Source organism: Yersinia hibernica (assembly GCF_004124235.1).
In the GTDB taxonomy this organism is placed as follows: Bacteria; Pseudomonadota; Gammaproteobacteria; order Enterobacterales; family Enterobacteriaceae; genus Yersinia; species Yersinia hibernica.
The window spans coordinates 3,965,807-3,986,732 of the sequence record NZ_CP032487.1 but is presented as its reverse complement, the minus strand read 5'-3'; the positions used below and the strand labels follow the sequence as shown (position 1 = coordinate 3,986,732).

Genomic DNA, 20,926 nt, shown 5'->3' with positions numbered 1-20,926 from the left:
ACATGATGACGCACGCTGTATTGATGGCCCGGATAGCCAAAATTAGCCTGACTTGCTCGGCATTAAGTTTGAGCATGTTGATAGCCGGTTGTGCCACAGATCGTTTGGATCTTGCACCGACATCTTATACTGAACCCTGGACGCCGGATGCGAATGCGGGGGGCTCTGTGGGGGCAGGTAACTTCTCTGTCCCAGCGAATCCGCTGGTGGCGGAGTTAGCCTCGCCGCCGGCGATAAAACGCGCGCATGCTTATTCATTACCCGAGCTGATTGATATCGCCCAAAATCAAAATCCTGATACCCGTATTGCCTGGCAGCAGGCGCGGCAGGCAGCTCTGGTGGTTGGAATGGGGGAGGCGACATTTCTACCCATCATTTCAGCAAGTGTGATTGGTGGCTACCAGAGCACAACCACACCATTGCCTTATGCTATCGGCAACGAGAAGGATCTGAAAACCACTGGCAGCGCAGTGGTACCGGCTTTAGCATTACAGTGGCTTATCTTCGATTTTGGCCAGCGCAGCGCATTGCTTGATGCGGCTAAACATACTTCCTATGCTGCCAATGTGACCTTTAATGGCATGCATCAGAAACTCATTTATGATGTGACTCGCACTTACTTTCAATATGGCGCAGCACAAACCCAGCGGCAGATAGCCGAACAAACGCTGAAAAATAGCTTAAAAATTCAAGATGCTGCGCAAGAGCGGCAAAAAAACGGCATTGCGACAACAGTAGAAGTGGCGCTGGCACGACAGCAGGTTGCCCAATCCGAACTACGTCGGGTGGTGGCAAAAGGGACTGAGCGCGATGCTTATCAGGCCCTATTGGGGGCGATGGGGGTTTCCCCGTCATTGGACATCAATGTCGCTTATGCTGAAGACCGTGCTTTACCGGATGTGACCAGCGCGCCGACCGAAAATATGATTCGGCTGGCCCTTTCCCAACGCCCCGATGTATTAGCCAGTTATGCGGCGGTTGAAGCCGCCCAAGCGGGGGTCAAAGCCACGGAAGCTGATTTCTTGCCGAAAGTGTATCTTGCCGGGGCTGTCGCGGGGGGGGATGGGCGTTTTGACATTCAGGGGCTGCCGGGTATCAGCCAACAAACCTCATCTTCCAATATCTTAGTCGGTGTCAGTGTTCCCCTCTATGATGGAGGGATACGTGCGGCCAGAGTTAAAGAGGCGGAATCCCGAGCGGCGGTTGCAGCTGAAGGGTTTAAGAAAACGCAGGAATTAGCTGTTCGTGAAATTGTGGTGGCGGCAGATACTTTGCGATCAGCGCTTGAATCCAATCAAGCGGCATTAAATTTGGTGAAAACCTCATTTATTACTTACGACGCGGCGCTGGAGTCTTATCGCAATGGTGTCGGCACCATAACAGTTGCCAATGAGGCGGCAAATGGGTTGCTGAATGCACAGCAAATGAGCACTGATGCGCATGCCGCCTCTTTGGTCGCCGCGGCTAATTTGGCTTTCGTGATGGGGAAAATGACCAACACCTCAGAACCATTGGCTCTGCTGCATTAGCTAACAATACGGATTATATTGATTTTTTGCAGGGGGCCGTGAATCTATTGCATGGTCTGTTTCTAAGTCATTAGAGGAAAATAAAATGGAAGAGTGGTTACTTCAGTTTCTGTTGCTCTATATTACTTTCTTATCCATGTTCAGCCCCCCTGCGACGATGGCCACTGCTGCAATTATTTTGGATGGTGTCTCCGGGCCTATTTTGCGGCGATTAGCTTGGCGCGTGGCATTTGAATATGTCGTGATTATGCTCTTTGTTATTTGGCTGGGTAACTACATACTCGTGGCTTTAGGATTAAGTGCACATGCTTTGACGGTTACCGGTGGTGCCGCATTACTGTTTCAAGGATGGCCATTAATGATGCGCGGCACGAAAGCGGAACAAAGCAATAATGAATTAAATAATGACACACCTAAAAGAGTTAGCGACCTTGCAGTGGTGCCGTTGCTATTTCCGTTATCGATGGGAGGAGGGACGATTGCTGTGGGAATATCCTCTGCCGCACACAATAGTACGTTAGAAGGAATGATGACACTTTCTGCGGTGATATTAATGATGGCACCGACAATTGCGCTGACATTTTTGGTATCAGGCCCGCTGCATGGGCGGATTTCCACTGGAGCAATGGACACGCTAGCACGTATTTCAGGGATTATTCTGGTGACACTTTCATTACAGTTACTGGTCACGGGAATAACAGATTTAGTGATGGCGGAGTTACATTTACCTCGCTAGTGCTGAAATAAAGCGGTGAAGTTCTACTGTATTTTGAGTACCCACTTTTTTCATAATGCGATGTTTATAGTAGCTAACCGTTTTATGGCTAGTCCCTAACACTGACGCGATAACACAGGGCTGTAGCCCCTTTCTCAGCATAGAGATCACATTTATATCCTCTTTAGACAGATTCTTTATCATTTGACAATATAGACACCTCTTAGACAGCGATTTGTACTGGTGTATCTCGATATTTCTGCGAATAACATCTTCAAACATTCTGACAGGGTCTGACAAAGAAATAAATACGCCACCTTTCGAGGACTCTCTGTCCCAACCTTCATCTAACACAGTAATCACTACCATATTTTTTTCTATCAGATGACAAGTACATTCACATAAGCTGGCTAACTTGGAACGAAACAGAATGACGGTATCATCGCACTCATCTTTCTCGGTTGATAAGTCATTCTTACGTATATTCTGGTTACCGAAAAATTGTTCACAAAGAGCATATAACCCCATGCAGGCATAGTTATCCAGACCCTGAAATTTCACCACGATCATTTTTATTTCCAGTTATTATTTAAGAGGTGCAGTAATACTGTCGGTAGATCATATTGTAATGTTTTATTAATAACAATAAGCCTAGGATTATTTTGATGTAGTGATATGACTACAGGTGTAGTGATAATTTCAATTAAATATATTCATGTATGGATTTTCTCCCTGCTGCTGTCAATATGGGTTACCAAACAATAGGTTGCTTTAACTTGTTGATAATATTTGCTTTAAATGAGAGTTTATTATTATCAGAATGATAGGGTGAAAGTATTGATAATTTAATGGGTGGTATGATTACTCTGTAATGATTTTTTGGGTCGCAATATATTTACTGATACTTTTAATATCATACTTAAATCTAATTAGACTAGCTAAATTAATATAGTTTTAGATCTTTTAAGAGGATATCGATAAAAAGAGGTATTTGAGACGATATGCGCCTACAGCAGTAGGCGCGATGTATATTTTGTATTTAAAATAAAAAGATATAGCTTCTTTAATTCGCTATGTTGCTGGCGTAACAGGTTCAAATACAAATGGTTTTTCTGGCTGAAAGTGTGCTGAAACATCGCCAGTATACTGAGCAGCTTGAGGAGTATTTAACTTCAGTTTTCTGACATCACCGGGTTTTGAAAAATCGACCTTAGTAAAATCAACCCAGAATGTATTTGGCATTAACGTGGATTCAAAATAGTAAATTTTATTTTTCTGATCCGATAGCGTTCTCCAGCGGGTTGAGGAGATATTAGGCTCATCGGGAGTGCTGATACCATAAGGAACGGAAACAGAGCGAATTACACTCAGTACACTCGCGGTAGCCAGTTGCTTATCAGTATATTTAGGGATCGCATTAATATAAAACTGGGCACGAACAAAACGATCACTGGAGCTATTGGTGCCTGGCAGCATGTTGGTACCACCAATTCTTTGCCAATACGAGTCGATGGCGAGTTGTTTATCATAGGTTGGTGAATTCGTCACAACTTGATATTCCCGGCTGTGGTGAATGGTGAGTTTGCCATCAATATATTCAAACACAGCGCTATCACCACTTGCATCAGACAGGGCTAGATGAATGGTACCGAGTCTTTCTTGGCCAGGTACTTTACTGGTCAATACAGTAATAGGCTCTTTCTTAAAGGCATTAACGGCTTCATCGACGGTAGCATAATTATCAAGAACATATTGCCCCCATGCCGCCAGCGAAATATTGGGTCTAGTGGGGATGGGTTCTGGGTATTGGGATTCAGCCAACCACAGCATATTAACCACCAAGCCCTTTTCATTCATTCCGTCAGTCGTGGCGATGTTGTAGGCTGCGGTGATCACGCTACCATATTTTGATGTCCAGGCCACGGAGTTTGGCCCCGCATTTCCTGTGCGCTCCATTCCTCGGGGAAAGACCCACAGATCAGAGTGAAGATCTTCTTTCCAATCCATTGATCTGCCTGTTATCACTAAATCTTCCGGCCCCAAGTATACCGCTCTAGTACAAGCTTGCACGGTAGGAATTAGCGTAATCGTGCCGATAAAAGCGATGGCACCCAATAGAATTTTAGATATCCGATTTTTATTCATACGTTACTTTTCCTATATAACAATAATTCAAATACTTTAATGGTAGTCCAAACCATTAAATTTAAGTCTATGCAATCAACTCTATCTCAGCGCTGTAGCATGGTAATACCATTGCGGCTGATAAAAAAGAATAAGTCAATTAATGTGTTGTACCTGAACTTATCCATGGCCACTACTGTAGGTAGAATTTATCCTCCCGCACACAGAAGGCAAAAACAACTTGCTGCTAGGGATACCCATGGCGAGTGTGTGTTCATCGTCTTTTACCCAATACAGATAAAGGGGAGGGGAAATTCTGAATGATGAGTTTGTTTGGAGCTGAAATGTTTGTCAGAAAAGTTATTTAAACCGAAATGCTAATAACGCCTTCCCCGCAAGGAAGAAGGCGATGCAATGTTAATAGGTTATTTTTAATGTGGTAAAGAGCCACTCTGTATCGGAGATAGTGAAATTTTGGACAGTGGACCTGTTGGGTTCCTAGGGGATTTTCTATGTTCCGTATCTATCAACTTAGCTAGGAATGTGATGACTTTCCTAGTGCGTTCCATATTCTGTTTTGTATTTTCATTTGTTGGTGAAATATCTGGCGCAATTACTATCGCTATATTATCAGCACTCATTTCATTTACATATTTATTCCTAACTACTTTAATAAACAACGGCATAATTTTTTGTATTGGCAATGGTAGCTCATCTATCGATTGGATAGTGTAATTATTTTTTTTCTCATCAAACTCTTTTGCAAAATTTAATATGTCCATTTTATCGCGAAAAGTTAATGCGAGTTTTAATTGTGCTTTTAGTACAGCAAAAACGGCATGGACATTGATATTATCAGTGGGATTAAAATTTTCACATATAGTAGTATTCTCGGTGCTTTTAAGAATATTATTAATCTTGTTTATTCCATGGGCTGTTGCAGACTTTCGAAGTATTCCTTCTTGCAATAAATATTCAGGTTTTTTTTCAATATGATTTATTAGTTTAGCCATGTTTTGAATGGCTATTTCCTTCTGGTTGAAAGGTTCAGTTCGAGGCTCGCTATTCAGTTGGTTTTTTATGCTTAGCTCTTTTTTAAATGATGCAATCATTATGTTAATTTTTTTCTCTTTATCTTTATGTATAATTTCTCGAAATTTATATTTAATTGATTTTTTATTGAGTTTACTTTCGACTCCACCAGTGTGAATATAATTAATTATGCTTGATAATTTATTTGAAAATAGATTAAAAAACGGTATATTGATGATTTTATCTTTAATTTTACATTTGCTATTACTAATATAGCTCAATGTGTCACTGATTTTAAGTTGTTTGTTGCAAACTATTTCATCTTTATTTAAATTCTTTTTACTAGCAATATATAACTCAGTAATATTTATATTTAATATTTCGGTTTTATTCTTTGTCAACATAGTCATAATATGGCCTTGTAAGGGTGTAAAAACCCAAGCCTGCCACACGTCCAGTACCTATGCTTTCATTTTTAGCGTTGCACTTTCATTTTTCGAATCAAAAACACTAACATTTTTATTCTAATAGCTTATTAGATAACACAGTCATTTATAAACTACCGCCATTGTTCACCGTCGAATGCACTGGAATATAGTGGTGAGTAGCGCGGATTTAGCGGCTCCTGATTGCTAGAGGGCCGCTGCTGAAGCTAAATTTCAGCTGAAAATTCATTACAGTGGCGGTGGTAATAAAATCAGTATAATCCTGACGGTGATATTCTGTGGGATATGTCTGGCTGGGTAAAATATATATTTTAATTTAAGTTGAAATATTATTTTTATAAAAAATTATTATTTATCTCCAATTAATATTATTTCGTTAATTTTAGTGGTGATTAAATCGCTCTGAAATTTCTTCAGAGCGATTTCTTTAGTTAAGTTGCCAGCCCGTTAATTTTCAAATCGGTATTTTGGTCTGACGTGCTTTGAGCCAACACAGGCCGTCGAGGATTAGGAATATTGCCAAGCTGGCTCCCATCAGTGGCAGGCTAACAGCCAGCACCAGGGTTGGAAATAGGCACAAGATTTTCCCTTTCAGGGATAAGCGCCCTAATGAGGACATCAGCGAACCTTGCATCGGGAAGCGCTGATGCTTAGGTCGGCGTCGCCACCACATGCAATAACCGATAATAATAGTGCTGCATAACCCAATGCCAAAAAATACCAGTACGAGCTGGTTTATCACACCAAATAGGATGCCCATATGGGCATCAATGCCCCAGCGAATTAATTTTGCCACCAGCGGGAATTGGTCGAAATTCAACTGATCGACAACCTGCATCGTTTTGATATTAAAGGCGCGAGCATCAACTTGAGTGGGCCAGCTGCGGTCTATTTCAGCAACCGTCCATGCATGATTAGCTGTACTGCCGGGGCGAATTTCAACTTTTGCCGCGTCAATGCCCGCCAGTCGGGCTTGTGCTAATACGCTGTCATAACGCCAAAGCTGGTTGGCTGGCATAGCCATACCCGGGGCATGGGAATCGCAGTGATGGGCATGTGGCTCATCAGCGCCCAATACTTTTGCTGTTAATGTAGCGCTCAATAATGGGGGGGTTAATGCGGTATTTAATGATGGCGTTTTCCATGCCAAAGTGGTGCGTAATACTGAAATATTATCGCCCGCCCATTTTGACCATGTTAGGCCGGTTACGGAGATAAATAGCAACAGAGGCAGTAGTGTCAAGCCGAGTAATATATGGCGGCGGCGATTATTTTGTTTTGCTTTAATTAAGTTGCGTTTTTGCCGCCGTTGTGCGGCCCACATGATGATTCCGCCCAACGCCGCAACCCACATCCATGAAGCGGCCAGTTCACTGTAATTTCTGCCTAAAGAGCCAAATAACGCGCCACTGTGTAATTTGTCCAGCCAGGTGCGAAAAGGCAAAGAGCCACTTGAGCCATATACCGCCATATCCCCTAAAATAGTTAAAGTGACGGGGTCGATAAATATCGCGCGACTTTCACCGGTATTTAGCCCCGCAGCGCTAAACATAACGCGGGTACTTTCGCCATCAGTTGGGGCCGGGCGAACCGCGATAATTTGCGCATTCTCCCCCGCGGCACTTTGGGTGGCAGTAATTTGTTGCATTAATGAGTGTGCAACGCCCTCGTATTTAGGATAGAGCTGCTCGGCATACAGTATTTTTTCAATATTGGGAGCAATAACATATAAGGTTCCACTTAATGCGGCAAAAAAGATAAAAGGCGCAATAAAAAGACCAATGTAAAAATGCAGGCGTGATACCAATGCCAACCAGGCAGCTCGGCTAGAGGTGGAGATTACGGTCATAGAATTTCCAATAACATTATATTGTTGCACTTGAGGTGGGTAGGGCGACAGTGCTATTCATGTGAATGACTGACTGGCGTAGGTTTATCGTCATTGATTGGTTTGCTGTTAATCTGCAAACTCAAATTCATTAGGTATAAATAATATAAATAATCTGTCAACGAGTGAGGCAGGGAAATCCCTGCCTCTGGTTATAACGCAGAATTAATATTACTTAATTAGCATGCGCCTTTATCTTCCCAAACTTTACCCCAGCCAGAACCATCGCCTGTTGTATCTGTTACGGCAGCATCGCCAGGGACAAAACTTCCATCCGCCCACCATTTGCTCATATAGATACGGCCGTCATGTGTCACGCTATCTTTGGCATTGTAGGTGGATTTATTGTTCCAAGCTGGTGCATGACATTGTTTGTCAGCGCCATCTACTTCAGGTTTAACTTCGGGCTTAACTTCAGGTTTCACAGTTTCAGCTTCGCCTTTAACCATAAAGGTGATGCTCTGCTGCTGAGATTTACCCTGGGCGTCGGTACCGATGATCACCAAGGTGTGTTTACCTGCTTTCAGATCATTCATTGCAATGGAGACATGCTGAGAGGCATTTTCCAAACTAATTTCTTTGTTACCTTTAACGGAATTGTCTGAGGCGAAGACTTGCGCAACCAAATCCATGTTGCCAATGGTTTCCAGATCGAAATGAATGGTCAATGCACCCGCAGCCATTTGATACTGTTTCTTCATGCCATTGGCAGAGAAACTTGCTTGTACTTCTGTACCAGCATCAACCTGAGCTTTGTCAATCTGAGTTTCAACCCGAACCACTTCGCTGTTGGCATTGATATAAATTGCGTTATGACCGTGTGCCGCAGAAACCTTACCGGAAGCATCTTTATTACCCGCACGCAAGTTTTTGTTGCTGCTGTTTACTTTGTTGGCCAGCAGGTAACCCCAGTTATTTTTCTTGCCGTCTTGCGCATCTGTAATGGTCATTTCCACGGCAAGGTCACTGCGTTCACCCTGCTTGTCGAACATGCGCAGTTTCACGGTGTCACCGACATTTAAATTATCACGTGGGTCGATGTTACCGACTTTGGTCGACCATTCGGAATTCACAACTGCGCCAGATGCGCTACCGAAGTCTGCATCGATCATTTGATAAAAGGTGCCAGGGGTATCAGAAACATCCCAAGCGCCGTAGATAACTTGGTAACCGGTACGTTCAGGGACATCACATTCGTGAGAAGTCGAGCCAGTTGACACTGCTGGGCCACCTGGAATAACACAGAATGGCGTCAGATCGAGTGAATCACGTGTCAAAGGTTGGTTAGGATTCCAATCCTGCTTGGTCATGTAATATTTGAAGTCGCTAATAGGATGCGCGGCAGTGAATCTCCATTTGAACTCTTGAACACCCGCTTTCATTTCGACTTTATGCCAACGTGTTGCGGTTTGCTGGTTCAGATTGACACTGACCCAGTTGTCGCCACTCGCCAGTTTACCGTCTTCAGGGCCTTTTCCCGGGAAGCCATCGGCGGTTTCACCAGAACTTTGCGGTTCATACTGTACGGCGCCACAATCTTTATTCAGGTTTTTACCATCTGCATGGCACAGTAAGTTACGTGATGGAGGAGTTTCGATGTAGCCATGTGCCATAGCGCCGGCGCTAATAGACATAACAACCATAGCTAACATAATTTTATTCAATTTCATGTTTTATCGCTTTCCTATTATATAAGTGAGTTCCATTGAGTCATTTCATCGGAACTGTATTTCTATTTATGAATGATATTTTTAGCGGGTAGATATTTCTCAGTGAGTAATATTGCCGGCGGAATAAAATGTAAGTGAATTGAATAGAATGGGGAAACTTTTTGTCATTATATAAGTTAAACCTTGATAATTTATTGTTTTGGAACGAATTTCAATGGGAAGTTCTAAAAAAGTACGCATGGCGGGTCTATTATAGTCCGATATTTTCAGGTCTATTGGGTCATCTTACTAATAAGGAATTAGCGTATTCCAAAATTTGAAGTGTTTTATTTTGGCTAATAAGGAAGTAATGGTGTATTGGGTGGGTTACCTGATTTAAAATTATCAATTCCTTATTATTGATGAGTTAAAAAATGTTATCAGTTACCCGTAAGCTATCTTGGTTTTTGCCTTTGGTATTATTGGCCGGTTGCCAGCAACCAGTGAATAAAAAACCTCAGCCCACCGCCCAGCAGCAGATCAAACAATTGTCCGCTTTAATTGCCGGGGCACATTATTTACAACAACAGTGTCAACGAACAGATGTACCCAAGGAGGCGGTGCTGGTCAAAACAGCATTGAATTTGGCGGCCTCTCGGCACTGGGATACCAGCGTTCCTGCTTATAAATTACTGGGTGAGCATAGTCAGGAACGCTATTTGGCGTTGGTGAAAGAGAACAAAGCAGAGCAACCACTGTGTACAGAACTTAATTTACTGATGGTGGATTTTGTGGATGAAGCACAACGCCACACCAACAGCCATTAATCATCTTAGCGATAGTATTGTAGAAATAGCAGCCAGCCACTGAGCGCGAGAAATGGCCCGAATGGGAGCACTGTATTCAGTGCTCTGCCCCTAAACAGGCGGGCAGTAAGCGCAAAAATAATCCCTGCTAGTGACGCGATAAGCAGTAAAGACGGTAATGCCATCCATCCCAACCATGCTCCCAATGCCGCTAATAATTTAAAATCGCCATAGCCGAGGGCTTCTCGGCGGGTGACCCACCAGAATGCCCAGTAAAGACACCATAGAATCAAATACCCGCTTGCCGCGCCAATAACTGCATCACTTAGCGGTAAGGTGTTGTCAAACAAGTGAAAAAATAATCCGGCCCATAGCAGTGGCAAGGTCAGGTTATCCGGTAATAACAGATGGTCGATATCAATCATGATGAGTGCGATGAGTACCCAGCTGAGCAGCAGTGCTGCTAGCAGCGGGCTGCCTAATGGAATAATCGCTGCTATTAATAATGTGACGAGCATGGTTACGAGTTCCACCAATGGGTAACGTACCGGAATCGCCACCTGACAGTGACGGCATTGCCCCCGCAATCGTAACCAACTGAATAAAGGAATATTGTCTCGCCATTTCAATGAAGTTTGGCAAGCAGGACAGTGGGAATGAGGTAGGCAAAGATTGAAATCGGGCAGATTACCGTGGATGACCATAAGTGGCAGTCGATAGATGACGACATTAAGAAAACTGCCAACACACAGGCCAAGAAAGGCGAAACCGCCCCACCAAAGTGGCGCGATTGTCTGAGCAATATACAGTGTATTCATCATAATATGACCGCCGCAGTGCGTTGCAAAACTAATGAGGAGATATAAACCTGATTCGGATTGTCCTCATCAATGGCGACTTTTAAATGGCGGGCCTGGATGCCGTATTCTGTCTCAAGCAGCTCCAGCCAACTTAATAACTGAGGAAAGGGGATAACCAGAGGGGCGAGTACGGCCCGGTTTTTTTGGGTTTCTTGTAGGATTATCTTGAGATTATTCTGGCGTGCACTTTCGTGTACCGCCCGATCAAGCGACAGTGTGTATTGAAGCGGACGTTGCGCGTGCAGATGGCTTATTCTGTCCTGTTGCTGCATCAACATGGCAAAATCTCGTTGGGCCTGGCGCAGGTTTTGTTCGCTTTGTTGCCGATAATTATTGAGTGGAGCAATAGCGCCTTGGCTCAGGGCCAGCCCTAGCAATACCAATCCCCCGAGGGAAAAAATTATTTGCTCGCGTTTACTGTAGTTCTGCCAGCGTTGCTTAATTTTTGTCATCATTGTGAGCTCCTTTGACGGTTAGCACGGTGTGCTGCTGGTCTATTGCATGGGGGGTGAGGCTGAGTTCCTGAGAATATTGACGCGGAATACGTGACAAGAGTTCTTGCTCAGAGAGATTAAATGTTAACGCCAGTGTGTCACTCTGCCATTCCATGGACTGTGTTTTTGCACTTTGCAACGATTGCAGCACTGGCATTGCCGCCCTCAGCCGATGCAACAGACCGGGCGACGGAATGTTTTGCTCTAACATATTAATTTGTTGAGTCATGCTCTGAACCCCCCGCGAGAATGGTGCCGCATTTGGGAAATTACTCCGGTATAACTGATGTGTTTTCTCTTGTATTTGTTCTGCTTGCTGCTGTGTGCGATATCCCTGTAAACCGGGTTCAATGGCGAAGGTCAGCAGATAGAATGCGGCTAAAGCTGCCAGCAATTTATTGCCGCGCGGCTTGCTCGAGTGGCGGGGTGGAGTGAAATCGCCATGCAGCAGGTTGAGTGTATTTTTCTGTGCACCTTGGGCCAAAAGCGGCCAGGTGGGGCGAACGGTTTTTTGCATCCACGTCGACTCACTTGCTGGGCGCTGGCTATAGCTTAAAATAGCGGGCAGTTTGGGGTAACGGCTGAGAATAAACCCCAGTTCTGCTTCATCCGCACTGAAACCTTGTTCAGCCGATTGGCGTATCAACCAAGTACCATGAAAACTGGCGGCACTCCAACTGGCGGTCGGGGATGGCAGTGCCAGCACATCAGGTAACGCCCTTGTGGCGGTCAACTCTGCGCTGCGCAACCAGCCTAGCCACTGTTGTAATTGGTTTTTATCTATTGCCGCGATAGATATCTGTGTTCCGTGCTGTTGGAGCACGGTGAGATGCAATTGTTCGACATCACCGGGGCATAATGACTCCAGTTGCCAAGCCAATGCCGTCTGGTGTTGGCGGCGATATTTGCCATTGAATGTGAGAGTGCTGAACAGCACATTTTTCGCTGGAATCAATAATGTTATCTGGCTGGTTTTCGCCAGAGGCAACAGCTCATGTAAGGCTGTTTCATCGGCCAATTGCCCCTCTTGGGCATTTCCCTGCCGAGGCTGGTGATACCAATAAACCGGCTGCCCTGCTTGACTGGCGAGCGAGATAAATAATTCATCGCATACTTTTTTATTTTTCTTTAATAACATAAATTTCATTTCAATCACTATGGCCGTATTGACGGGAAAGAACCTGAATAACGTGCTCATGACGTTGGAATAAGCTGCGCATTCTGCTGCTTTGTTGCTCTTCATCCAGCCACTGCAACAGTTCAAAGTAGTTACTGGTCAATGACATGGCGGTTTGTGCCTTGGCAAACGCGGCATTGTTGACCGCAATAAAAGGTTTGATATCGTTGATGTGGTTCCAGCCAGTGGCCGGGCGATGCTCAATCAGCTGTTGTGCCTCTTCCAGCGACATTTCGCCGAGAAACAGTGCAGCCAGAAGCGGGGCTTGAGTTTGCGATAACGTATTAATATTGATGTGTAAATTCTGGTTGGGTAGGGCGCAAATCAGCGGTTTTAAACGCAGAAATAGTGCCTGATTGACTCCGGCCAGCACTCTGAATTCGCTGGTATCAAGCATTGGGCGATTCGCCGGGATGAGCTTGGGGCGACTATCACGATACAAGTCAGCTTCATGATTTCCACTGCGGGAAAGAGTGTCTTTGTCTACCCAGTCAGCCAGCGCCAATGTTATTTTTTGTGCTTCGGCTGCATCTAAACCCTGTGCTAACAACAGGTGTTGAAAAACCTGTTGGGAATAGGGGGGGGCTGGGGCTTGTGTCGGCGTCTCTGACTTTTCACCAACTTCGCCACTTTGGCCAATCCCATTAAGGTTAAAACAGGCCTGACGATCGCGCAGGCTAAAATTAACCTGATTACCGTCCAGCGAGATCTGCTGCTCAGGCTTTGCCCAAGACTGGCCTAAATGAATTTTATCTTGCGGCAAGCGGGATAATTGCTGATGTTGAACCAGTGACTCCATACTGAGCAGCAACCATTTACTCTGCTGATAAAATTGCGTGCTAGCCGCCCGATTAAGCGCCCGTAACCAATAGTCATTCATATTGACGGCAGTGATGGTCATCATGGCGGTTATCATTAGCACGACCAGCATCGCCATCCCGCGTTGGTTATGTTTTTTCATGATTCACCGTCAGGAATATAACCCGTTGCAAGGGGCCTAAATCGCCAGTTTCCAATGTGATCTCAACTCCTTCGGGTAAGTTTTGGCCCCTGTCCCAACTCTCTAGCCAGCGGCCTTGCGACCAAAAACGCAGTTTAAAGGCGTTAACATTGTCGAGTGTGACACTCAATGTCGGCTGGGTTTGCTGACTATCGGGCTGGTGGTGACTCAGACGCTCAAGCTTGCCCGGCTGAAAATACCAGGTCACTTTCTCCAGATTAGAACGCGGGAGAAAAGCCGCGGGATTGCGCCAGTTATCACGCACGAGTGTCAGGCTGCTATTTTTCCCTGCTCGCGACAGGTGAAAATCATTTGGTACAGATAATGCCGCAGCGGCTACCGGCCGTATTCGTGCATGGGAAATATCATGCTCCATCAGATTAAAGACGCGCTGGAGCTCAGCCAACCTGGCCGCGTGCTGTTGCGTCAGTTCACTATTACGCAAAACGGCTTGCAGCAACTGGTAACCGGCCAGGCAAACGATAGAAAATAAAGCAATGGCCAGCATCATTTCTAACAGAGTGAAACCCTGCTGTTTTGGCTGATTCATGATTTAACCTGATAGCTACGTAGCCCAGATAACGGCGCGCTATAGTGTTCGTTCTGACTAACTTCAATTTCCAGTGCTCGCACTTGGGCATCCGATGTCGCAACTCCCCGCCAGCGCCAGTGCCAAGTGATATCTGCCATGGTGCTTTTGCCCTCATGCCAATGTTCTGCTGGCCAGACATTTTGCAGACGTAACCTGACCAACTGATTTTCTGCCACCCAAGCAGCAAACTGCTTTTTTTCAAGATGACTGAGATTTCTGACTTGCTCGCCGGTGCTCTTTATAATGGCTAAACCGGCCGACGCCAGCACCACCAAGGCCACGAGCACTTCCAGTAATGTCATGCCACGGCAATTCATTGCGCTGCAATCCTTTGTGCTTCGTCAGACAGTACGCCTTGCTCGGTAATACGTCGGATTTGGCCATTCGGCTCACTTAATATGAGTTCGAACTGTGAACGTTCCCCGCCGGGGAAAAAGACAATTTTTGGCTCATTAATCAAGTCATCCTCCAACATCGAACTGAGTGGGAGCGAATTATCTTGCAGGGTAAGTTCGAGGGTCAGCTCACCAGGGAGCTGGCGCTGCTGCTTTAATTTCTCATGCTTGATTGGGTGCCAGTAATGATGCGGCCACAGATAACTTTCTCCTTTGTTATGAGGGCGGTTATTGAGGGTCATTAACTGCCATTTATCACTGGAAACAGAGAGACCATAAATCTTTCCATCCTGCTCTGCTTGCTGTGCCGCCCATTGCAGCGCCACCGCCAACCGGTCGCTCTCTTGGTTTATCTCGCGAGATGAGGGCAGGATGTTGAGTACCAAGGTTGCCATACTGCCCAGTAATAGCAGCACCAGCATGACCTCCATTAATGTAAAGCCGCGGGCAACGGTTGTTACCTTTATCGCATGCATTAAGGCTGTTCTCCGGCATCAGTGCCAATGTCCCAGTTGTTAATGTCATCATCAGTCTGCGCCGCCCCATCTGGCCCGACGGAATAGATATCAACCACGCCATGTTCCCCTGGACTGGTTAGTTGATATGGAGCGCCCCAAGGGTCTGCCGGTAGACGGCGGATATAGCCCTCAGCCCGATAACTTCTCGGCACCGGTGCCAGCGTCGGCTTGGTCACCAGAGCTTGCAGGCCCTGAGCGGTTGTGGGGTAGCGGTTATTATCCAACTTGTACATATCCAATGCGTTTTCCAGTGTGACTAAATCGCTGAGCGCTTTTTGGTTATCGGCCCGGTCTTTATTCCCCATCAGGCTGGGAATAGTGAGGCTGGCGAGCACGCCAAGAATGACGATCACCACCATGATTTCCAGTAAGGTGAAGCCCCCTTGGGCGTGTTTGCGTTTCAACACAACAGGTTGATTTTTCATGAGATAGTATTCCTTTGAGTCACTAAAATAAGGGGTTATCCCATCATGCTATTGAGCTGCAAGATGGGTTGTAGTATGGCGAGGATAATAAACAGCACCACGGTGGCCATGCTGACCACCAGCAACGGTTCAAATAGCGCCAGTGCAATCGTCATGCGGTTGACGAAGGCGTTTTCCTGAATGTCGGCGGCGCGCTCCAGCATATTGTCGAGCTCACCACTGTTTTCTCCGGAAGTGATCATATGGCGCATCATTGGGGACAACAGGCCGGTGTTTTCCAGTGCCAATGCCAAGCGGCTGCCTTCACGAACTCTGTCGCTGGCGTCAATAAGCTGCTGACGCGCATACTTATTTACCAACACTGAAGCGCTGATATGCATCGCTTCCAAGAGTGGCACCGCACTGGCGTTAAGAATGCTTAGCGTGCGGGCATAACGGGCAAGATTGAGGTCGAGAACCACCCGGCCAATCGACGGTAAATGCAGCATTTTTTTATGCCACCACATCAGATTGTGTGCGGGTTTTAACCATTGGCGGATACCGAGAGCTATTAGCCCCAAAGCCAATAACGCCCACAAACCAAAGTCCCTCAATGCATCACTGATGGAAATAAGAAGGCGAGTGGAAAGCGGCAGAGCCTGCTGCATATGGATAAATTGCTCGACGACTTTAGGAACCACGGCGGTCAGTAAGATTGCCACCACGGCAATGGCAACCACCGTCAGCACCAGCGGGTAGATCAGGGCCTGTAGCATTTTGCTTTTCAATTTTTGGCTCTGTTCGGCATTATCTGCCAGCCGCAGCAGGACCTTATCAAGATGACCGGAAGCCTCTCCGGCGGCGACCATGGTGCGGAACAGGGAAGTGAACGTTTTCGGGAACGCGGCCAAGGCATCCGCCAGCGATTGGCCTTGCAATATTTTGTTGCGGACTTGCTGTAGCAATGCTTTGTGGCGCGGTTTTTCACTTTGTTGTGCCAGTGCCAGCAGCGCTTCTTCTAGCGGTAACGCCGCTGCAACCAATGTTGATAATTGGCGAGTGAGTAACACCAGGTCGCTACCACGAATATTGTCCTGGGTACGCCGCCAGGATAGCGTAAGCGCTGCCGATGTGCCGATGTGCCGGTGTCTGGCTTCAAGCTAATTAGCGTCAGCTGTTGCTCACACAATTGCGCCCGTGCAGCACGCGGGGACTCGGCGCTCAGTGTTCCGCGTCGTTTTTTCCCTGTCGCAGTGATGGCCATATAACGGTACTGAATCATGGTTCGCTGGCTCTGGTTACACGTAAAACTTCTTCAAGGCTGGTTATTCCGGCCAGCACTTTTTCGATACCGTCGTGGCGAATGCTTTGAGTTTGGCGATGTAGTCTTTTCTCTAATTCGACTTCGCTGCATCCCTGAGAAATGGCTTCGCGCAAGGAATCCGTGACTTGCATCAGTTCGTGAATGCCGGTACGGCCGCGATAGCCCGTGAAATTGCAATGTTCACAGCCAACGGGATGATAAAGACTGTGTGGCTCGTTATCCGATGGCGTAAATCCGAAACGTTGAAGAAAATCGACACTGACCTGCTCACTCGTTTTGCAGTGCTGGCATAGTGTGCGCACTAACCGCTGCGCCAAAACACCGATGAGTGAACTGCCGAGCAAAAAGGGCTCCACCCCCATATCTTGCAAGCGCCCGATAGCACCGCTGGCACTATTGGTGTGCAGCGTTGAGAGCACCAGATGCCCAGTAAGTGAGGCCTGTACCGCAATTTGTGCGGTTTCGGTATCACGAATTTCGCCAATCATGACGACATCAGGGTCTTGGCGCAGAATTGCCCGCAAACCTCGGGCGAACGTCATGTCGACTTTGGGGTTAACCTGAGTTTGACCAATATTGTCCAGATCGTATTCGATGGGATCTTCGACCGTCATAATATTGAGTGACTGGCTGTTGATTTGTTGGAGTGCGGCATACAGCGTGGTACTTTTGCCTGACCCTGTTGGGCCGGTCACCAGGATAATTCCGTGGGGCTGCTTCAGTAGCTCGCCGAACCGCGCTTGTTTATCTTCAGCCATCCCCGAATGAGATAGATTGAGCCGCATATTATTTTTATCCAGCAAACGCATAACGACACGTTCGCCGTGGTTGGAGGGCAGGGTAGAAACACGAATATCAATGGCCCGGCCAGCAATTCGCAGAGAAATGCGGCCATCCTGAGGCAAGCGTTTTTCGGCGATATCTAACTTGGCCATGACCTTAATTCGCGAGACCAGCAAGGCCGCCAGTTGGCGTGGCGGAGAGAGAATGTGACGCAACTCGCCATCAATACGAAAACGGATGGCTAATTGGCGTTCAAAAGGCTCGATATGAATGTCTGACGCGCCCTCTTTAATCGCTTCGCCCAGCATTGCATTTATCAGGCGAATAATAGGCGCGTCATCATCGCTATCCAGCAGATCGTCACTTTGTGGGAGAGCATCAACCAATTGGCAAAAATCAATTTCATTACCCAGATTTTCCATCATTTGGCGAGCTTGATCTGAATCCTGTTGGTAATGAGCAACCATACAAGATTCAAATACTTCATCACTGACGAATTGCAACTGGCAAAGCGGCAGAATCCGTCGGGCTTCCAGTAAAGCTTGTGAGCTGGCGGCTTGGCGAAACAAGAGTTGCTCACCGAACAGCGGATGCTGCTGATACAGCACGCCATGCTGTTGTACCCAGGCAAAAGGCAGCGGTGGTAGCGCGGCTGATATCTGACTCATCGCGCCCCCTTGAGGTAAAAGGCGGCGACATCATGCTGCAAATCGCTTAGATAATGATTATCAGAGAGAGCTTTGTTCAGATTTTCATTGATTCGCTGCCCGTTAGTGCCTCCATCTGCTGCTTGCTCTTGTTTAAATTTATCGAGTTTTTGCTGGCTGGCATCAATATAACTGTCTTGTTCACGAATAATGGTTGGACGGATAAATAGCATCAGGTTACGTTTCACTGTTTTCTGTGATGTTGAACGGAACAGAAAACCAACACCGGGAATATCCCCCAGTAAGGGAACTTTACTGACAACATCTTGGTTAGTGCTATCGAGCAATCCGCCAACCACCACGATATTATTACTGCCCACCATCACCGCATTTTTCACTGTTCGGGTATTGAAAGTCGCACCGAGATCTCCGGTGCCACTGGGGGCTTTCGCGGCGACACTGGAGACTTCCTGTTCAATCTCCAGTAACACCGAGTCACCTTTATTGATCTGCGGTTTTACTTTCAGTTTTATCCCGACACTTTTACGGTCCACTGTTCTGAAGATATTATCGCCGGTAGTCGTTTGGGAGCCGGTTAAAATAGGCACTTCTTGGCCCACACTGAATTCGGCCTCCATGTTGTCCAGAGTGACAATACTGGGGGTAGCCAAAATATCGTTATGATTATTAGTGCGCAGTGCCGTAAATAAACCGCTCCAGTTCCCGCGATAAAAACCGGTTGCCAAGCCCGTGATACCTTTAAGTGAGCTTCCCATATCACTGGAATTCATTGAACTGGCAGATGCGCCGGCATCTGGGAATTGGCTGCCGCCACCATGGCGATTGAACCATTGGATCCCCAAACTCAAATTGTCATCATCCTGAACTTCGACAATGATGGCTTCGACCAAAACTTGCGCCCGGCGAATGTCCAATTTAGTAATGACTTGTTCAAGATCACGCAATTGGTCGGGAGCAGCATTGATAATTAAAGAGTTAGTTTGTACATCGGCTTTTATCACCACATTTTTCATCATGGCAATAGTAGGGGCCGATTGGCCAGCTGCTTTCTGTAAGTGACTGCTGACGCCACTAATGACATCGACCAAGCTCTCTGCTTTGGCGTATTTTAGGTAAATAACTTTGGTATTGCCGTGGATATCACCTTGTCTGTCTAACTCTTGCACGGTGCTAATCATGCGATTGCGTACTTGCTCTTCGCCACCGATTAACACGGAGTTGGTGCGCTCATCCGCGACAATGCTAGCGGACATTCTGCCGTTGGCATTTTTCCCACTGCTTTTATGCAGCGCTTCAGCGATGCGCGCCACTTCGGTTGCCGAGGCATATTGTAATTTGATGGTTTCAACAGTGTGGTCACCTGCTTTATCCACATTTTTAATGATAGCCACCAACTGATTAACGACTGCCGCCCGGCCAGTTAATAGCAAGACATTTGACGGGTCATAGTGAACGACGGTGCCGAAAGCGGCATCGTTCAATTGGCGTAGCAGCGGGGCCAGCTCTTTGGCAGCCACATTGTGTAGTGAAACCACGCGCATGATGACTTCATCACCCTCTGCTGGATTCTCTCCTTCGATTAAAGGAATTGCAGAACCTTTCGCATTTTTTGCAGGAATGATTTTGATGATGTCACCGGGCATATTGACCACGGTAAAACCATAAACTTCTAAGACACTTAGAAAAAATGGATAATAACGCTCAGGTTCTAACTCCTGATAGCTACGCACACTAATATTGCCTTTTACCGCCGGGTCTATAATGGCAGTTTTATTCAAATTTTTACTGACAGTATTTATAAACTCATTAATATCAGTATTCTTGAAGTTAACGGAAAAGGTCTCAGCACCAACCTGTGGTGTGTATAGTGTAGAAATCAAAAAAATCACAACAGCGCCAATAAATAAAACTCGCTGATATAACGTATTGAAATTCTGAAAAGACTTTAAGGTTACATCTCGATAAAATATCATTTTTTCATCTTTAATCTAATAATGAGCCAGGTTCTAAGGCTGTTAATGTGAGTCTAATAGCAAAGCTTCGTAATATCCTTGGCGATTAATAATGACGCGATCGTCAAATATTTTTATCACTACAGCCTGATTCTCAGGTAGTTTCTCACCTTGGACATATGAGTTCTGGCGTTTGTTTTGTTCAATAATGGCAATGCTTTTCTCATGCAGGCTACTACTCAGAACGCCAACCAAATTCACTGCCAGATTACTGCGCGGAGCTTGCAACAGTAATGGATCATCGACGGTTAAATACCCCACGCGATAAGGGTTTACTCGTGAATTCCCCTCAGCCGCTGAAAATAAATTCAGCCTGTTTAGTTCAACCTTCTCATATTTTTTAGCACTATTTTCATGTGCTGTTACCACGAGTGTATCTCCCTTTTCATTCGTGGAAGCTAACCAAAGTGGCATGAGATGCTGCTCAATACGCAGTACAATTAAGATAATAAGCAATAGAATTGCCACAATATTTCTTACTGTAGGATTGAAATATGTTACTAGGCCAAG

General features: G+C 46.0%; 19 protein-coding genes and 1 pseudogene. 3 read left to right on the top strand and 17 right to left on the bottom strand.

Features of this window, described 5'->3' with window-relative positions; translation table 11 throughout:
• Positions 1–2 precede the first annotated feature (2 nt).
• Together D5F51_RS18780 and D5F51_RS18775 are read left to right on the top strand one after the other, a co-directional pair.
• Positions 3–1,529: a TolC family protein gene (locus tag D5F51_RS18780; RefSeq protein ID WP_087768295.1), complete on the top strand. Its 1,527-nt coding sequence runs from the start codon at positions 3–5 to the stop codon at positions 1,527–1,529.
• Between the two features lie 85 nt (positions 1,530–1,614).
• Positions 1,615–2,265 (top strand): MarC family protein, encoded by a 651-nt coding sequence (locus D5F51_RS18775; RefSeq protein WP_129198444.1) that lies wholly within the window; start codon positions 1,615–1,617, stop codon positions 2,263–2,265.
• Here the strand turns inward: D5F51_RS18775 and D5F51_RS18770 are convergent.
• From D5F51_RS18770 to gbpA, 5 genes are all read right to left on the bottom strand, one after another.
• Complete coding sequence (locus tag D5F51_RS18770) at positions 2,254–2,814, bottom strand: helix-turn-helix domain-containing protein (protein WP_129198442.1); 561 nt, start codon at positions 2,812–2,814, stop codon at positions 2,254–2,256. The two genes, D5F51_RS18775 and D5F51_RS18770, sit on opposite strands and share 12 nt — an antisense overlap.
• A gap of 501 nt (positions 2,815–3,315) precedes the next feature.
• Positions 3,316–4,389: a linear amide C-N hydrolase gene (locus D5F51_RS18765; RefSeq protein WP_129198440.1), complete on the bottom strand. Its 1,074-nt coding sequence runs from the start codon at positions 4,387–4,389 to the stop codon at positions 3,316–3,318.
• A gap of 410 nt (positions 4,390–4,799) precedes the next feature.
• Positions 4,800–5,852: a RhoGAP domain-containing protein gene (locus D5F51_RS18760; protein ID WP_162301787.1), complete on the bottom strand. Its 1,053-nt coding sequence runs from the start codon at positions 5,850–5,852 to the stop codon at positions 4,800–4,802.
• Positions 5,853–6,300: 448 nt separating this feature from the next.
• Positions 6,301–7,695, bottom strand: coding sequence for a PepSY-associated TM helix domain-containing protein (locus tag D5F51_RS18755; protein WP_129198436.1), 1,395 nt, complete (start codon positions 7,693–7,695; stop codon positions 6,301–6,303).
• Between the two features lie 218 nt (positions 7,696–7,913).
• A complete protein-coding gene (gbpA, locus tag D5F51_RS18750) occupies positions 7,914–9,404 on the bottom strand; it encodes an N-acetylglucosamine-binding protein GbpA (RefSeq protein ID WP_129198434.1) in 1,491 nt (496 codons plus the stop codon).
• A gap of 413 nt (positions 9,405–9,817) precedes the next feature.
• Here gbpA and gspS point away from each other — a divergent pair, with 413 nt between their 5' ends.
• On the top strand, positions 9,818–10,210 hold the full coding sequence (gspS, locus tag D5F51_RS18745; RefSeq protein WP_129198432.1) for a type II secretion system pilot lipoprotein GspS: 393 nt from the start codon (positions 9,818–9,820) through the stop codon (positions 10,208–10,210).
• Positions 10,211–10,215: 5 nt separating this feature from the next.
• Here the strand turns inward: gspS and D5F51_RS18740 are convergent, their stop codons facing one another.
• The 12 genes and pseudogenes from D5F51_RS18740 to D5F51_RS18685 all read right to left on the bottom strand — a co-directional run bounded on the left by D5F51_RS18740 (position 10,216) and on the right by D5F51_RS18685 (position 20,884).
• Complete coding sequence (locus D5F51_RS18740; RefSeq protein WP_162301786.1) at positions 10,216–11,010, bottom strand: prepilin peptidase; 795 nt, start codon at positions 11,008–11,010, stop codon at positions 10,216–10,218.
• Complete coding sequence (gene gspM / locus D5F51_RS18735; protein ID WP_245994841.1) at positions 11,007–11,504, bottom strand: type II secretion system protein GspM; 498 nt, start codon at positions 11,502–11,504, stop codon at positions 11,007–11,009. The genes D5F51_RS18740 and gspM overlap by 4 nt, the downstream gene beginning before the upstream one ends.
• Positions 11,488–12,690 (bottom strand): type II secretion system protein GspL, encoded by a 1,203-nt coding sequence (gspL, locus tag D5F51_RS18730; RefSeq protein ID WP_129198430.1) that lies wholly within the window; start codon positions 12,688–12,690, stop codon positions 11,488–11,490. Before gspL ends, gspM begins: the two co-directional genes overlap by 17 nt.
• A 1-nt stretch (position 12,691) precedes the next feature.
• Entirely contained in the window at positions 12,692–13,681 is a 990-nt protein-coding gene (gene gspK, locus D5F51_RS18725) for a type II secretion system minor pseudopilin GspK (RefSeq protein ID WP_129198428.1), read from the bottom strand.
• A complete protein-coding gene (gspJ, locus tag D5F51_RS18720) occupies positions 13,668–14,270 on the bottom strand; it encodes a type II secretion system minor pseudopilin GspJ (RefSeq protein WP_129198426.1) in 603 nt (200 codons plus the stop codon). Before gspJ ends, gspK begins: the two co-directional genes overlap by 14 nt.
• Positions 14,267–14,629, bottom strand: a complete 363-nt coding sequence (gspI, locus tag D5F51_RS18715) for a type II secretion system minor pseudopilin GspI (protein WP_129198424.1) — start codon at positions 14,627–14,629, stop codon at positions 14,267–14,269. The genes gspJ and gspI overlap by 4 nt, the downstream gene beginning before the upstream one ends.
• Positions 14,626–15,183, bottom strand: coding sequence for a type II secretion system minor pseudopilin GspH (gene gspH, locus D5F51_RS18710; RefSeq protein ID WP_129198422.1), 558 nt, complete (start codon positions 15,181–15,183; stop codon positions 14,626–14,628). Before gspH ends, gspI begins: the two co-directional genes overlap by 4 nt.
• On the bottom strand, positions 15,183–15,650 hold the full coding sequence (gspG, locus tag D5F51_RS18705) for a type II secretion system major pseudopilin GspG (RefSeq protein ID WP_129198420.1): 468 nt from the start codon (positions 15,648–15,650) through the stop codon (positions 15,183–15,185). Before gspG ends, gspH begins: the two co-directional genes overlap by 1 nt.
• A 35-nt stretch (positions 15,651–15,685) precedes the next feature.
• A pseudogene (gene gspF, locus D5F51_RS18700) lies at positions 15,686–16,911 on the bottom strand (type II secretion system inner membrane protein GspF).
• Entirely contained in the window at positions 16,908–18,404 is a 1,497-nt protein-coding gene (gspE, locus tag D5F51_RS18695) for a type II secretion system ATPase GspE (protein WP_129198418.1), read from the bottom strand. The pseudogene gspF and the gene gspE overlap by 4 nt, the downstream one beginning before the upstream one ends.
• The gene (gene gspD / locus D5F51_RS18690) at positions 18,401–20,377 is read right to left on the bottom strand and encodes a type II secretion system secretin GspD (RefSeq protein WP_129198416.1); all 1,977 of its coding nucleotides are present in this window, start codon (positions 20,375–20,377) and stop codon (positions 18,401–18,403) included. The genes gspE and gspD overlap by 4 nt, the downstream gene beginning before the upstream one ends.
• Before the next feature lie 42 nt (positions 20,378–20,419).
• Positions 20,420–20,884: a type II secretion system protein N gene (locus D5F51_RS18685; RefSeq protein ID WP_245994839.1), complete on the bottom strand. Its 465-nt coding sequence runs from the start codon at positions 20,882–20,884 to the stop codon at positions 20,420–20,422.
• Between the last annotated feature and the right edge of the window lie 42 nt (positions 20,885–20,926).

What these genes read in the sequence shown, in the direction of transcription:
- D5F51_RS18780 (WP_087768295.1), top strand. Translation starts at nt 3, where the DNA reads ATGATGACGCACGCTGTATTGATGGCCCGGATAGCCAAAATTAGCCTG.
- D5F51_RS18775 (WP_129198444.1), top strand. Translation starts at nt 1,615, where the DNA reads ATGGAAGAGTGGTTACTTCAGTTTCTGTTGCTCTATATTACTTTCTTA.
- D5F51_RS18770 (WP_129198442.1), bottom strand. Translation starts at nt 2,814, where the DNA reads ATGATCGTGGTGAAATTTCAGGGTCTGGATAACTATGCCTGCATGGGG.
- D5F51_RS18765 (WP_129198440.1), bottom strand. Translation starts at nt 4,389, where the DNA reads ATGAATAAAAATCGGATATCTAAAATTCTATTGGGTGCCATCGCTTTT.
- D5F51_RS18755 (WP_129198436.1), bottom strand. Translation starts at nt 7,695, where the DNA reads ATGACCGTAATCTCCACCTCTAGCCGAGCTGCCTGGTTGGCATTGGTA.
- gbpA (WP_129198434.1), bottom strand. Translation starts at nt 9,404, where the DNA reads ATGAAATTGAATAAAATTATGTTAGCTATGGTTGTTATGTCTATTAGC.
- gspS (WP_129198432.1), top strand. Translation starts at nt 9,818, where the DNA reads ATGTTATCAGTTACCCGTAAGCTATCTTGGTTTTTGCCTTTGGTATTA.
- D5F51_RS18740 (WP_162301786.1), bottom strand. Translation starts at nt 11,010, where the DNA reads ATGATGAATACACTGTATATTGCTCAGACAATCGCGCCACTTTGGTGG.
- gspM (WP_245994841.1), bottom strand. Translation starts at nt 11,504, where the DNA reads ATGATGACAAAAATTAAGCAACGCTGGCAGAACTACAGTAAACGCGAG.
- gspL (WP_129198430.1), bottom strand. Translation starts at nt 12,690, where the DNA reads ATGAAATTTATGTTATTAAAGAAAAATAAAAAAGTATGCGATGAATTA.
- gspK (WP_129198428.1), bottom strand. Translation starts at nt 13,681, where the DNA reads ATGAAAAAACATAACCAACGCGGGATGGCGATGCTGGTCGTGCTAATG.
- gspJ (WP_129198426.1), bottom strand. Translation starts at nt 14,270, where the DNA reads ATGAATCAGCCAAAACAGCAGGGTTTCACTCTGTTAGAAATGATGCTG.
- gspI (WP_129198424.1), bottom strand. Translation starts at nt 14,629, where the DNA reads ATGAATTGCCGTGGCATGACATTACTGGAAGTGCTCGTGGCCTTGGTG.
- gspH (WP_129198422.1), bottom strand. Translation starts at nt 15,183, where the DNA reads ATGCATGCGATAAAGGTAACAACCGTTGCCCGCGGCTTTACATTAATG.
- gspG (WP_129198420.1), bottom strand. Translation starts at nt 15,650, where the DNA reads ATGAAAAATCAACCTGTTGTGTTGAAACGCAAACACGCCCAAGGGGGC.
- gspE (WP_129198418.1), bottom strand. Translation starts at nt 18,404, where the DNA reads ATGAGTCAGATATCAGCCGCGCTACCACCGCTGCCTTTTGCCTGGGTA.
- gspD (WP_129198416.1), bottom strand. Translation starts at nt 20,377, where the DNA reads ATGATATTTTATCGAGATGTAACCTTAAAGTCTTTTCAGAATTTCAAT.